13 protein-coding genes are annotated in these 12,343 nt (G+C 69.0%); 1 reads left to right on the forward strand and 12 read right to left on the reverse strand.

Features of this window, described 5'->3' with window-relative positions; genetic code table 11:
- Positions 1–30: 30 nt before the first annotated feature.
- From JQX13_RS49140 to JQX13_RS49155, 4 genes are all read right to left on the reverse strand, one after another.
- Positions 31–255, reverse strand: coding sequence for a DUF3618 domain-containing protein (locus JQX13_RS49140; protein WP_203406287.1), 225 nt, complete (start codon positions 253–255; stop codon positions 31–33).
- Positions 245–691, reverse strand: coding sequence for a phage holin family protein (locus JQX13_RS49145; RefSeq protein WP_203412569.1), 447 nt, complete (start codon positions 689–691; stop codon positions 245–247). Before JQX13_RS49145 ends, JQX13_RS49140 begins: the two co-directional genes overlap by 11 nt.
- A gap of 131 nt (positions 692–822) precedes the next feature.
- Positions 823–1,587, reverse strand: coding sequence for an endonuclease/exonuclease/phosphatase family protein (locus JQX13_RS49150; protein ID WP_203406288.1), 765 nt, complete (start codon positions 1,585–1,587; stop codon positions 823–825).
- Positions 1,588–1,602: 15 nt separating this feature from the next.
- Positions 1,603–2,064 carry a hypothetical protein gene (locus JQX13_RS49155; RefSeq protein ID WP_203406289.1) on the reverse strand — a complete coding sequence of 154 codons (462 nt, stop codon included), beginning with the start codon at positions 2,062–2,064 and terminating at the stop codon, positions 1,603–1,605.
- Positions 2,065–2,320: 256 nt separating this feature from the next.
- On the opposite strand from JQX13_RS49155, the gene JQX13_RS49160 reads away from it, so the two are divergent.
- Positions 2,321–3,232 (forward strand): M23 family metallopeptidase, encoded by a 912-nt coding sequence (locus JQX13_RS49160; protein WP_203406290.1) that lies wholly within the window; start codon positions 2,321–2,323, stop codon positions 3,230–3,232.
- A gap of 20 nt (positions 3,233–3,252) precedes the next feature.
- Here JQX13_RS49160 and JQX13_RS49165 read toward each other — a convergent pair whose 3' ends face one another.
- From JQX13_RS49165 to accD, 8 genes are all read right to left on the reverse strand, one after another.
- Positions 3,253–4,041: an enoyl-CoA hydratase/isomerase family protein gene (locus JQX13_RS49165; RefSeq protein ID WP_203406291.1), complete on the reverse strand. Its 789-nt coding sequence runs from the start codon at positions 4,039–4,041 to the stop codon at positions 3,253–3,255.
- Positions 3,984–4,697 carry a TetR/AcrR family transcriptional regulator gene (locus tag JQX13_RS49170; protein WP_203406292.1) on the reverse strand — a complete coding sequence of 238 codons (714 nt, stop codon included), beginning with the start codon at positions 4,695–4,697 and terminating at the stop codon, positions 3,984–3,986. The genes JQX13_RS49165 and JQX13_RS49170 overlap by 58 nt, the downstream gene beginning before the upstream one ends.
- 90 nt (positions 4,698–4,787) lie before the next feature.
- Entirely contained in the window at positions 4,788–6,347 is a 1,560-nt protein-coding gene (locus tag JQX13_RS49175) for a hypothetical protein (RefSeq protein WP_203406293.1), read from the reverse strand.
- A 135-nt stretch (positions 6,348–6,482) separates the two neighbouring features.
- Entirely contained in the window at positions 6,483–6,833 is a 351-nt protein-coding gene (locus JQX13_RS49180) for a helix-turn-helix domain-containing protein (RefSeq protein ID WP_108074726.1), read from the reverse strand.
- 426 nt (positions 6,834–7,259) lie between these two features.
- Positions 7,260–8,597 carry an AMIN domain-containing protein gene (locus tag JQX13_RS49185; protein ID WP_203406294.1) on the reverse strand — a complete coding sequence of 446 codons (1,338 nt, stop codon included), beginning with the start codon at positions 8,595–8,597 and terminating at the stop codon, positions 7,260–7,262.
- A 196-nt stretch (positions 8,598–8,793) separates the two neighbouring features.
- On the reverse strand, positions 8,794–10,071 hold the full coding sequence (locus JQX13_RS49190) for an alpha/beta fold hydrolase (RefSeq protein ID WP_203406295.1): 1,278 nt from the start codon (positions 10,069–10,071) through the stop codon (positions 8,794–8,796).
- A 9-nt stretch (positions 10,072–10,080) separates the two neighbouring features.
- Positions 10,081–11,385 (reverse strand): bifunctional folylpolyglutamate synthase/dihydrofolate synthase, encoded by a 1,305-nt coding sequence (locus JQX13_RS49195; RefSeq protein WP_203406296.1) that lies wholly within the window; start codon positions 11,383–11,385, stop codon positions 10,081–10,083.
- Positions 11,386–11,398: 13 nt separating this feature from the next.
- Positions 11,399–12,244, reverse strand: coding sequence for an acetyl-CoA carboxylase, carboxyltransferase subunit beta (gene accD, locus JQX13_RS49200; protein ID WP_203406297.1), 846 nt, complete (start codon positions 12,242–12,244; stop codon positions 11,399–11,401).
- Positions 12,245–12,343 lie beyond the last annotated feature (99 nt).

Consider the following 12,343-nt stretch of genomic DNA (forward strand, 5'->3'; position numbering starts at 1 on the left):
GGTTGGAAGGGTGAAGGAAAGTGGGGCGTCTCAGCGCCGTTGGCTATTGCCGATGACGAATCCGATGAAGAAAGCCGCGCCCACGCATGTGAGGGGCCGTTCGCGCACCCACTCGCGCCAGTCGATGCGCCGCGCCACCTCCTCGCGCAGCTCGCCCACGGAGAGGATGAGCTCGGCACGGGTGCGCTCGATCTCCGCTCGGATCTGCTCGGGTGTCTTCTGGTGCATGAGCCTCGCCCTGCTGTCAGCGGCCATGACCGGCCCCCTGGGGAAGGACCGCGGGCTGGGCCTGCGCGGCCGCGGCGGGCGCCTGGGCGAGCACCGCCACGCTGCGCTCGAGCTCCTGGGTGGTCTCATCCATGACCCGGTGGGACTTCAGACGCATGGCGACCCGGGTGATGCCCAGGACGCCTCCCACGAGGTTGACCGCCCCCACCAGCGCGAGCGAGCCGGCCCAGCCGACCCACTGCGCCAGGACGGCGGCCAGCGCCCCACAGAGGAAGGCGTAGCCCACCAGCACGAAGGGCACGAACGCGGCGATGAGCGCCACATCCTGGCCCATGATGCGCGCGTCCTCCATCAACTCCACGCGCGCCAGCGTCAGGTGCTGTGTCACCAGCTTGCTGAAACCATCCGTCAACCGTCCAACGAGCGCGGTCAGTTTGCGCTCCGTTTCGGTGCCCAAGCCCATCTGCTCCCCGGCCGTCGCTCTCATTCGGAGGCCCCAACGTAGGTCTCCCCAGTTCTCCGCGACAACCCCGTCACGAAGCGATTGTCCGGCGTTCGTCAGCGTCGGCCATCCGACGAGCCAGCGCCCCCAGGCTAGCCGATGAGCTGCACCGGTGCCGAGCGGGGCGTCTGGCCCTCCATCGGGGCCTCGAAGCGCATCACCAGCGGCAGGTGATCCGAGGCCAACGCCGAGAGCGGAGTCCGGTGGGAGTGAAGCTCCAGCGGCCTCACGCCCGAGTCCACGTAGATGCGATCCAGGCGCAGCATCGGGAGGCGGGAGTGGTAGGTGCGCACCCGGATTCCCAGCTCCAGGGCCACGTCATGGATGGCCTGGCGGACCAGCCCGGGGACCGCGCCGGGCCCCCAATAGTTGAAATCTCCACACACCACCACGGGATCATTCCGCACGGCGTCCCGGAGGATGTCGGCGGACAGCAGCAGCGCCTCCTGGCGCCGGCGCTCGCGCATGCTCAACCCCAGGTGCAGGCAGAAGACGTGGAGCTGCCGACCATTGCCCAGGTCCAGATCGCAGCGCAGGGCGCCCCGGGGCTCGCGGCGCCCCACGCTCAGGTCGTAGTTCTTCGACTTGAGGATGGGCAGCCGCGAGAGGATGGCGTTGCCGTAGCGGCGGCCGTTGCGCACCACGTTGGGACCGAAGGCCATGTGCAGCCCGAGCATCTCCGCGAGGTGCTCGGGCTGATCCTCCCGGGCCGTCACGCCCCGGTAGTCCCCCACTTCCTGGAGGGCGATGATGTCCGCGTTGATCTCACGCAACACCTCGCCCACCCGGTGCAGGTCGAAGTGATCATCCGTCCCGATGCCGCTGTGGATGTTGTAGGAGACGAGCGTCAGTTCCACGTCCGGCCCACCCCGTCAGCCCTGAACGAGACGGAGCCGCTGCGCGGCCAGGCGGGCCGCTTCCATCGGCAGGGACAACAGCCGCCCCGTGGCCTTGGTGGCGTCCTGGATGCCCGACTGCAACGCGCGGAACTGGCGCAGGGCCTCGTCGAGCACGTCGCGCAGCGCCCCACGCGACAGCAGCGGCTCCTCGGCCAAGGGCAGCGCGCCGATGGGCTGGCCCCGGTTGGTCGCGGTGGGCTTCACCGGAGCGTTGGCGGACAGTCCCGCCAGTGCCTCGAGCTGCGCGTTCATGGCGCGCACGTGGAACATCTCCTCCGTCTCCGCATGACTGCGGCCGTAATGGATCTCCTTGTCGCTCCGGCGCTCCGTCGCGCGCCGCTCGGACAGGGCTTGCTTGTCCCGGCGCCGCAGACTGCGGCTCGGAGTCGAGGTCTTGGCTACGGTGTAGTGCTCGAAGCTATACGAACGCGGCATCCGAATTTCTCCCCCTCGAAAAACACCCCAAATACGCCCCAAGAAAACGGATGAACGGAAGCTAGGAAGCCGTACGGGCGGAGTGAATGCTGAAGCTCAACAGGGGCCTGCCCGTCCGCCTGCCCATCAATGGAAGGAGCATGCGCCATCTCCGCTCCCGGAGCCCGGCGCTGACAGCCTCGGGGCCGACAGTTGGGGGGTTGTCGATGTCGTCCATCGTTGACGCCCCCCCGGCCTGCACGCATATCTCGCGACCGTGCACATCTACCCCCTCCGACGGCTTCCGTTCCTCCTGCTGGCCCTCGGCCTGTCCGCCCTCGCCGCCGAGGAGCGGCCCCTCCTCTCCCTCCAGCCCGTGGCCGCCCGTCCGGGAGATCCGGTGCTCGTCACCGTGCGAGGCCTCGCCCAGGCCCCCACCGGGACCCTCGGAGAGCGCCCCCTGCGCTTCTATCCGGTGCGCGACGGTTTCCAGGCCCTCACCGGGCTCGCGGTGGAGCAGGTGCCGGGACAGGTGCCGGTGAAGGTGTCGGTGCCCGCCACCAGCGGCGCCGCGCCCACGGAGCTCTCGGGCACGCTGGACGTGGTGGCCCCGGGCTGGCCCGAGCGGAGGCTGAAGGTGGCCAACAAGTTCGTGAAGAAGAAGCCGGCCCCCGAGGTGCAGGCGCGCATGGAGGCGGACAGGGCCGCCTTCGCCGCCGCCTTCGCGCAGTCCTTCGTCGCGCCCCTCTTCACCGAGAACTTCGCCTGGCCGCGCCAGGACACCATCACCGCGCCCTATGGCGATCTGCGCACCTTCAACGGCAAGAAGCAGAGCCAGCACTTCGGCACCGATCTGCGCGGGGCGGTGGGCGTGCCCGTGTACTCGGCCAACGCGGGCACGGTGGTGATGACGCGCGACGCGTACGCCTCGGGCAACACGGTGCTCGTGTACCACGGGGCCGGCCTCTACACGGCCTACTTCCACCTGTCGGCCACGGACGTGAAGGACGGCCAGCGCGTGGAGCGCGGCCAGCTCCTGGGCAAGGTGGGCGCCACCGGCCGCGTCACCGGCCCCCACCTCCACTGGGGCGTGAAGGTGGATGACCTGTGGGTGGATGGCGAGACGCTGCTCGAGCTCGACTTCAACGGCGGCGGCGCCCCGGCCGTTACCCAGCGCGACAAGCCGTAGGGCTCACCACGTCGAGGAGCTCAGCGGTCGTTCCACTTCGGGGGACGCTTCTCGACGAAGGCGGTGACCCCCTCGGCGGCGTCCTCGGCCAGCACGTTGAGGGACAGCTGCGAGGACAGGTACTCGATGGCGGCTGGCAGGGGCAGGTCCTCGGCGGTGAAGAAGGCGCGGCGCCCCAGGGCGAGCACCGCCTGACTCTTTCCGGCGAGCTTCCCCACGAGCCCCGCCACCGTCGCATCCAGCTCCGCCGCGGGCACCACCCGGTTGAGCAGCCCCAGCGCGAGCGCCTCGCGCGCGGACATCCGCTCCCCCGTCATCACCATCTCCAGCGCCCGCTTGCGGCCCACGTGCCGCTGCAGCAGCGCCATCATCATCATGGGGAAGAGCCCCACGTCGATCTCCGGCGTGCCCAGCTCGGCGTGCTCGGTGGCCACGGCCAGGTCACACCCGAGCACCAGCCCCAGCCCACCCGCGAGCGCATGTCCATTGACGCGCGCCACCGTGGGCTTGCGGAGGTCCTGCAGCCGCAACAGCAGCCGGCCGTAGACGCGGCGCCCCTCGTGGGTGGCGAGGAAACCACCCTCCCCGCCCATCTGCCCGAGGTCTCCCCCGGCGCAGAACACCTTCTCGCCCGCGCCGGTGAGCACCACCACACGCACGGCGGGGTCCGCCTCCGCCCTGTCCAGCGCGGCCAGCAGCCCGTGCAACACCTCGGGCGAGAGCGCGTTGCGAGCCCTCGGCCGATCGATCGTCAGGAGCGCTTGCCCGCCTTCGGCCTGGTACCGGACGACGCTTTCTCCTGCTTCCATGACACCTCCGAGGAAGTGGCGGCGCCGGGGAGGACGCCATGAAGGAAGGAATTGGCGATCTGCACCTTGGCGCGCTCGAGCGCCTCGGGGCTGCGGTCCTCCACCAGGCCCGACACGAAGGCGGTGAGCCCCATTTCGATGGCGCCGAAGAGGAGCGAGGCACACAGCATGGGGTCCGCGTCCGCGCGCAGCTCGCCCGCGGCCTGGGCGCGCGAGAACATCTCCGCGGACATGCGGATGGTGTCGAGGAAGGCATGCTGCCGGCTGACGACCTGGGTGCCCGCGGGGCTACGGGCGACCTCCAGGATGAGCACCTTCACCGCGCGGGGATCCACCCGGTAGGCCTCGAAGGCCACCTCCGCGATGCCGTGCACCTTCTGCTCGAGCGAGCTGCTCTCGTCCTCGGCCACCGCGCGGATGCGCGAGACGAAGCCGCTCCACCCCGTCTCGACGACGGTCTCCAGCAGCTCGTCCTTGTTCTTGAAGTAGTGGTAGACGAGCCCGTAGGCCACGCCCGCCTCGCGCGCCACGTCCGCGATGCGGCAGCCGTGGTAACCCTTGCGCGCGAACACGTCGATCGCCGCGCGCAGGATGGTGCGGCGGCGCTCGTTCTCCCGGCTCCCTGCCTCCTCCGACTTGCTCTGCCGCTGACTCACGCGGTGTCTCTCCCCAGTTGATTCGCCAATCGGCCGGGGAGGACGCTACGGAGGCGGGAGCCCGGGGTCAATGCCCTTGCCGGGCATCCGTCACGGGAAGATATCTCCGTAGACCCTGGGGGCGGAGATGATGACCTTGTGGCCATCCTGCGGGGAGGCGGTGAAGCCACAGCCGGCCGTCACCTGCCAGTTGATGGCCTTCGGGTAGTCCGGCACGATGGGATTGGAGGGGTCGCGCACGTCCTGGATGACGTAGCGCATGCGCGTGTAGGCCGGATAGGTGAAGGCCATGCCCTTGGTGTGCTTCTCCACCTTCACCGGCCCGGCCGTGCCCGCCTCGCAGCCGTCGTCGTTGCTGTTGCGGGCCAGGCTGTTGAACCAGGGGTCCGCGACCAGGAAGTCCGCGAGCAGCTGGTCGAACTTGGAGAGGTGATGCGGGCCCGGCGACTCCGGCAGAATCGGGCGGATGACGGACTTGTGACTCTCGCCCGAGGCGGGCGCGCGACGGTCCTGCTCATGCGGCCAGCCCGTCCAGAGGATGCGCTCCTGGACCCAGATGAGCGAGACGGCGTCGTACCTACCGTTCTTGCCGTCCCACTTGCCGTTGCCGTTGGCGTCGACGTAGCGCTCCGCGCCTTCCGATCCATCCTCGCGCGTCGCATCCCACGTGCCGTTGTCGTTGTTGTCGACGAAGGGCTCGGTCAGGTCGACGAAGGGCTCGCCCTGGTCATAGACGCCATTGTTGTTGAGGTCGTCGAAGGCCTCCTCACCCGTGGTGATGGCGATCATGCTGACCAGGTTGTCGCGGGGGTTGTTCTCCCTGCCCGGGCGGATGGGATCCGGCCGGCGGGGCTCCTGGAAGTTGTAGGGTCCCGCGTAGTGGGTGATGGGATCCTCGACCCAGTTGAACGGATGCATCCACAGCGGGGCGATGTACTCGCCGGTGTGGGTGGTGTCGTTGAGCGGGTTCCAGGTGAAGGTGCCCGGCTTCACGTCGTCGGGGAGCGGCAGCGAGGTCTTGTAGAGGACCAGGGCGTTGCCCACCACGTCGGTCACGCTGGTGGCGCTGGGGCCGATGGTGCCCGCCTCGGTGAGGAAGGAGACCTGTGCCCCGGCGATGCCATCGCCGTTGCGATCCGCCACGTGGGCGATGCAGTCCACCTTCACGCCCGCGATCAGATGACGCGTCTCGTCAAAGGCGCCAATGGCGTGAACGCCGCCGGAACCCTCACCGGCGACGGAGCCGCACTGGAAGGTGAACTGGCGGGCGGAGGAGCTGGCACCCGCGAAGGTGACGGCGGGGCTGACCGCCGACTTGTCGCCTACCCGGGCCGTCACCACGACCGAGGACACACGGCCACCGTTGGCCACCACCTGGGTGGAGGCGATGCCCGAGGTCACGTCGGTGGTGGCCTCCGTGGGGTTGAGCTCGATGCCGGAGACGGGCGCCTGCACCTCGAAGGTGACACGCACGCCCGGCTGAGGTTGACCACGGGAGTCGATGGCGCGGAAGCGCAACGTGGTGATTTCCCCCAGCTTGGGCTGAGCGGGAGATTGGTCCACGAACTCCAGCGTGGCCGGGAGCGGGGCCTGGCAGGCCGCGAACACTCCACTCGCGACCGCCATAAACACGGCGAGACCCAGACGCATCTGAGAAGGCTCCTTACGAAGGGGAAGAACGCCGCGCGCCACTGACGCACAGCCAACATTCCCCATCTTCCCGGTCTCAGATGCGTCCCGTCAAGGACGGCGGCCAGACAGGCCGCCGGGGCCAGGCAGGCAGGCTCAGGCCGCGGAGCCGCTGAACATGGCCCGAGCCACCCCCAGCAGGCGATCCACGTCCCGGGCCGTCAAGCCCCTCGCGCGGGCGAAATCCGACAACGGCCGCAGCAAGTCCTCCGTCTGGGCCGGTGTCTCCTCCGTTCCGGCGAAGAGCTCGCCGAGGCTCACGCCCAGGGCGTTGGCCAGGGCGGCAAGGGTTTCCACATGCGCAACACGCTCCCCCCGCTCGATCATCGAGAGGAAGGAGACGCTGATTTGCGCCCGCTCCGCGAGTTCCTCCTGTGTCCAGCGCTCCGGGCGCTGGGTGCGAAGTTCACGAATGCGCTGTCCGATACGTTTGCCGAGTTCCGACACGAAAGACCTCGTCCTCCTCAGGGGAAGCAGTCAGGGAGTGAAGAACCACGCACATGCGGCCGGGATTCCAATCCCCCGGTCTTGAATATCCAGACCCCGGCAAGCGTGAAACTGCCACCAGGATTCGGACGTGCTCGCCCCCTTTTTGAATCCTGCCACCTTCGATACGCCGCTGAAGGAAGGCAGACTTTCCACGAGCCCGTGGTTGTACGACGGGCTGTATCGTATCCCGAATCCAATGCCGAGCGTCACGTGCGTCCCCGCGCCCGAGGAGGCGTGGCCGTTGGGGAATCGTGCGAGCGGGCCCTACCTCAGGCGTCCAGGCGCGTGATGACGCGACGTGGCGGCCCGAATCTCTCTATTCGAAGCGAGCGGCGGTCGAGCGCACGACCCCCTCGAAGCTCCCGGCCCGACCCGCCCGCTCTCTCAGCGGCGAGCGGGGCGCTGGAACTCGATCGACAGCTCATTGCCGTCCTGGTGCGTCTGGAAGGGAACCTGCTCCTTGAGCTTGATGGCGACCCGGACCGTGCGCGAGGGGCCCACCTGGGGGTCCACCGAGACCACCGCCGTGTCGAAGAAGGAGGTGTTGAGCGGCAGGGTGTTGTTGGACTCGACGATGCGGGTGTTCTCCAGTTCCAGCACCACTTCCTTGTCGCCCTCGGTGACGGTGTAGCGGACGGGCTCGTTGGTGCGCACGAAGACGCGCGAGGCCGAGGACTCCTGCTTGAAGCCCACCAGCGTCATCGTCTTGCGGCGCGAGGAGTCACCCGAGCCGTCCCCCTGCTCCACGGAGGCACGGCGCGGCGTCTCGGCCTGGGCGATGCGGGCCTGGCGAGCTTCGGCCCGCTCACGCTTCCTCTCCTCGGCGGCGGCCTGGGCCTCCTCGCGCTGGCGCTCACGCGCCTCGGCGGCCAGACGCTTCTTCTCCTCGGCGGCGGCGCGGGCCTCCTCGCGCTGGCGCTCACGCGCCTCGGCGGCCAGACGCTTCTTCTCCTCGGCGGCGGCGCGGGCCTCCTCCTGGCGCTGCTTCTCGGCGGCCGCGGCCGCCTCCCTATCCGCGCGAGCCTGCTGCTCGGCCTGCTGGGCCGCCACCCGCGCGGCCTCCTCCTGAGCCTTGCGATCGGCATCGGCCCGCGCCTGGGCCTGCCGCTGGGCTTCCGCATCCGCCTGGGCCGCGGCGGCCGCCTGGGCCGCGGCCTTCTCCTGCTGCTGCCGCTCCGCTTGCGCCGCCACCGCCGCCTGGGCCGCGGCCTTCTCCTGCTGCTGCTGCTCCGCTTGCGCCGCCACCGCCGCCTGATCCGCGCCGCCACCAGGCGTCGTGCCCGGAGCCGTGCCCGCGGGCGCCGAGGGCCTCGCCGCCACCGCCGCGCCGCCTCCCACGCTCACCACCAGCGAGTTTCCGGTGGCCTGGATGTCCGGATCCACGTCGCGCTCGAAGCCGATGAGAACGCGGGCGATGGCCGATTCGTCGGAGCCATAGCTGGCCGTCCGGATGGCGGTGATGGTGCCATTGCCGACGGAGATGTCCTCCTTCACGCCGGAGAACACAGCCTCGGAGATGTCGATGACCAGTCGGGGTGGATCCGTCATCGTGAAGGTGGTGAAGTTGGGCTTCTTCGTCCCGACGATCTCCACCGTCCCGCCCCGCACGTTCACGCCCGTGATGGTGTTGAGATTGCCCTGGGCCGGGGCTTGCCCCTCCTGCGCCAGTGCCAGACCCGGCACCAGCACGCAGGCAAGCAACACAACCGCGATGGCCTTCATCGGCGACTTCCCTCCGGACGGACGCATTCGACCGCGAAGCTAGCATGCGGTGCTGGGGCTCCAACTTTCCAGCAATCCCGCTACGGCGGCGGCCGTCCTCTCCCAACTCCCACCCCATGGGAGGAGGTTCACTTGTCATCAACCCCAAGCGAACCCATGAAAATCCTACAGAGCCGGGGGCTCACCTCGGAGGGGCTCACCTCCATCGAGGCAGCGCGGGCGTCCGGTTGCGATGGGTGCGCGCGTACTCGATGAGGTTCTTGATGTCGTAGCAGATCTGCCGGATGTCGTGCCCCATCGTCAGCTCGATGTGGCTGTTGCCCTTCACCGGCCGCCAGAGGAGGTACTCGCTCTGGGCCGCGTGGTAGACGCTGCGGGTGGACTCCACGGATGCGAGCGGATCCATGTCCCCGAAGATGATGGCCATGGGGATGTGGATCTTCGAGAAGCCGCGCTTGAAGTCGAACCCGGTGCGGTAGCACACCATCTCGCCGCGGCGGATCCACCGCGCGAACTGCTCCACCACCTTGCGCGGCTCTCGCTCACCGCCCTCGCGTAGCAACCAGCGCACGTCCTTGGCACTGACGCGGGCGGGGTTGCTCAACCGGTTGATGCGGGTGGTGATGCGGTTGAAGACGGGGTGATCCTCGGCCCAGGCGAGTTGCCTCTCCGCGAACTTCAACCAGTCATCCACCGGGATGAAGTAGAACCGGCGCTCGCGGGGCGCGTCCTTGGGCTCCAGCCACCGGGCCAGGCTCTCGTTGAGGGCGGAGGCGCCCCGGGCGAGCAGCATCCGTCCCGTGTGCCCCAACCGCTCCTCCAGGTTGAGGCCGGCGATCGCCGCGTCGATGGTCGCCCCCAGCGCGGGAGCCCACAGGGCCAGCATCCGCAGCAGCATGATGCCCCGGCCCAGGTCCGCCGGAGAGCCGATGGTGATGAGGCCCTCGAAGTCGTCGTGGATGCCGGCATAGCCATAGCCGAGCATCCCGCCCATGGAGTGGCCGCAGAAGAAGATGCGCTCGCGCCGGGTGATGCGCTTCACCCCCGACACGGCGGCCGGCAGGTCGTAGAGGAAGTAACTGTCGATGTCCCAGCCGTAGTCCAGGTCCTGAGGCAGCGGGCGGCGAAAGCGAGCGGCGCGCTCCTTCTGGAACTCGATGGAGCTCTTGCCGTGTCCGCGCAGCTCCAGGATGTGGATGTCCACCCCGAAGAAGAGCAGGTTCTTGACGAACTGGCCGCTCGTCCAGGCGTGGCGGTTCTGGGAGAAGCCATGCACCAGCAGCAGGGGCTCGCCGAACAAGGGCTGAGCGAAGGGTTGCTTGACGGGACGGTAGCGGGTGATGACCAGGGACCAGCCGTCGGCCGTCTCCACCACGTACTTGGTCTTCTGGTAAAGCGATCGGAAGTCGAGCTCATCGACCGTGGGTGTATGGGGACCCGTTGGAGTCGCCGCTCTCCAATCCGGCAAGCGCATATCTTGAATCTACGGACTGTGATGCAACGCGCCAAGGTTTCCACCAAGCCTCGCCCGGGCGGCACCCACCAGGAACAGTGAACCGGTGCACAGGATGACGTCACCAGCAGCCGCTCGCTCGCGAGCACCGGCCAGTGCGTCGTCCAGTGATGGATACGTGCACACCTCCGTACAGAGGGCACGTGCCTCGTCGAGGTAGCGCTCCGGGGGGAGCGAGCGAGGGGTGTCGAGCGGCGTGAGGTGTACCGAAGTACAGCTTGGCAGGAGCGCGCGCAGCATCGGTCCGCGGTCCTTGTCTGCCACCACGCCGAAGACACAGTGCACGCGGCGTCCGGGGTAGAGGGAGCGCAGGCCGGCGAGCAACACCTGCACCCCGGCGGGGTTGTGGGCGCCATCCAGCAGCACCGGGGGTTGACCGCCCAGTTCCTCCAGGCGTCCGGGCCAGCGGGCCGTACAGGCGCCCGTCCGCAGGGCTTCCGATGGAATGGGGAGACCCCGCTGGGAGAGCAGCTCCAGGGCGGCGAGCGCCACCGCCGCGTTCTGCCGCTGGTGCTCACCTCGCAGGCCCAGCGTGAGGCCCTCCAGCGAGAGGCCCGGCCCCTCGTAGGCGACGTTGCCCTCCGGGCGGGCGGCCACCGAGAACTCCCGGCCCTCGAGGAGCAGGGGCGCTCCCACCTCCCCTGCCCTGCGCTCGATGGCGGCGAGGGCCTCGGGCTCCTGACGGCTCACCACCACGGGAACGCCCGGCTTGAGGATGCCGGCCTTCTCCCCGGCGATGGCCCCCAGCGTGTTGCCCAGGTACTCCATGTGATCGAAGGACACCGGCGTGATGGCGGTGACGAGCGGCTGGCACGCGGTGGTGGCATCCAGACGCCCACCCAGGCCCACCTCCACCACGGCCACGTCCACACCCTCCCGGGCGAAGTGCCAGAAGGCCACCACGGTGCCGAACTCGAAGTACGTGAGCGAGGTGGCCGCGTCCGGATGCCGCTCGAGCACCTCGAGAATGCGCTGGCCGAACACCTCGTCATCGATCTCCACCCCGTCCACGCGGATGCGCTCGTTGACGCGCACCAGGTGGGGCGAGGTGTAGAGCCCCACCCGGTAGCCCGCGGCATGGAGGGCGGCGGAGGCGAAGGCGCAGGTGCTGCCCTTGCCGTTGGTGCCCGCCACGTGCAACGCGGGGTAGCGACGCTCGGGGTGACCGAGCGCCTCCAACGTGTCCCGCACCCGCTCGAGACCGAGCTTGATGCTGGAGGGGCTGAGCCGGGCGAAGAACTCCAGGGCCTCCGCCGGCGTCCGGGGCAGCGTCATGGCGCGGCGGGCACTAACCGAGCAGGCCGAGCACCTGACCCAGCGTCGCGCGCAGCTCCTTGCGCGGCACGATGGAGTCGATCATCCCGTGCTCGACGAGGAACTCGGAGCGCTGGAAGCCCTCGGGGAGCTTCTGGCGGATGGTCTGCTCGATGACGCGCGGGCCGGCGAAGCCGATGAGGGCCTTGGGCTCGGCGAGGATGATGTCACCCAGCCAGGCGAAGGAGGCCGCCACGCCGCCGGTGGTGGGGTGCAGCAGCACCGAGATGTAGGGCTTGCCCACGTTGCGGAAGCGGGCGATGGCCGCGCTCGTCTTGGCCATCTGCATGAGGGAGAAGATGCCCTCCTGCATGCGGGCGCCGCCCGAGGCCGAGAAGACGATGGCCGGGCACTTGAGCTCGAAGGCGCGCTCGAAGACACGGGTGACCTTCTCACCCACCACCGAGCCCATGGAGCCGCCCATGAACTCGAAGACGAAGCAGCCAATGGACACCGGCTTGCCCTCGATGCGGCCCACCCCGGAGATGAAGGCGTCGTTCTCGCCGAGCGCCTTGCGGGTGGACCGGAGCCGGTCCTTGTACTTCTTCGTGTCCGTGAACGTGAGCGGATCCTGCGGCTCCAGCTCCTTGTCGAACTCCTCGAAGCTGTCGGGATCCAGCAGGGCCGCCAGGCGGGCTCGCGCCGGCCAGGGCAGGTGATGCTCACAGTGCGGGCAGACGTTGAGGTTCTTCTCCAACTCCTGCCGGTAGATGATCTCGTCGCAGTTCTCGCACTTGGCCCAGAGCCCCTGCATACGGCTGGGGGCTTCGACGGGCTCGGGAGTGGTCGCGATACGGGGCTTCTTGGAGAACCAGGCCATGGGAGGGGCGGGGTTAATCCTACAACCCGGGGGCCGTCAACTCCCATCCGGATCCCCGCTCCAGGATGCGACCTTTCGGGTCGTCCGTCCGAAGAACGT

This window comes from Archangium violaceum, from assembly GCF_016859125.1.
Lineage (GTDB): Bacteria > Myxococcota > Myxococcia > Myxococcales > Myxococcaceae > Archangium > Archangium violaceum_A.

Excerpts from the sequence above, each read along its gene's own strand:
- JQX13_RS49140 (WP_203406287.1), bottom strand. The coding sequence starts at position 255 with ATGGCCGCTGACAGCAGGGCGAGGCTCATGCACCAGAAGACACCCGAG.
- JQX13_RS49145 (WP_203412569.1), bottom strand. The coding sequence starts at position 691 with ATGGGCTTGGGCACCGAAACGGAGCGCAAACTGACCGCGCTCGTTGGA.
- JQX13_RS49155 (WP_203406289.1), bottom strand. The coding sequence starts at position 2,064 with ATGCCGCGTTCGTATAGCTTCGAGCACTACACCGTAGCCAAGACCTCG.
- JQX13_RS49165 (WP_203406291.1), bottom strand. The coding sequence starts at position 4,041 with ATGGAAGCAGGAGAAAGCGTCGTCCGGTACCAGGCCGAAGGCGGGCAA.
- JQX13_RS49175 (WP_203406293.1), bottom strand. The coding sequence starts at position 6,347 with ATGCGTCTGGGTCTCGCCGTGTTTATGGCGGTCGCGAGTGGAGTGTTC.
- JQX13_RS49185 (WP_203406294.1), bottom strand. The coding sequence starts at position 8,597 with ATGAAGGCCATCGCGGTTGTGTTGCTTGCCTGCGTGCTGGTGCCGGGT.
- JQX13_RS49190 (WP_203406295.1), bottom strand. The coding sequence starts at position 10,071 with ATGCGCTTGCCGGATTGGAGAGCGGCGACTCCAACGGGTCCCCATACA.
- JQX13_RS49195 (WP_203406296.1), bottom strand. The coding sequence starts at position 11,385 with ATGACGCTGCCCCGGACGCCGGCGGAGGCCCTGGAGTTCTTCGCCCGG.
- accD (WP_203406297.1), bottom strand. The coding sequence starts at position 12,244 with ATGGCCTGGTTCTCCAAGAAGCCCCGTATCGCGACCACTCCCGAGCCC.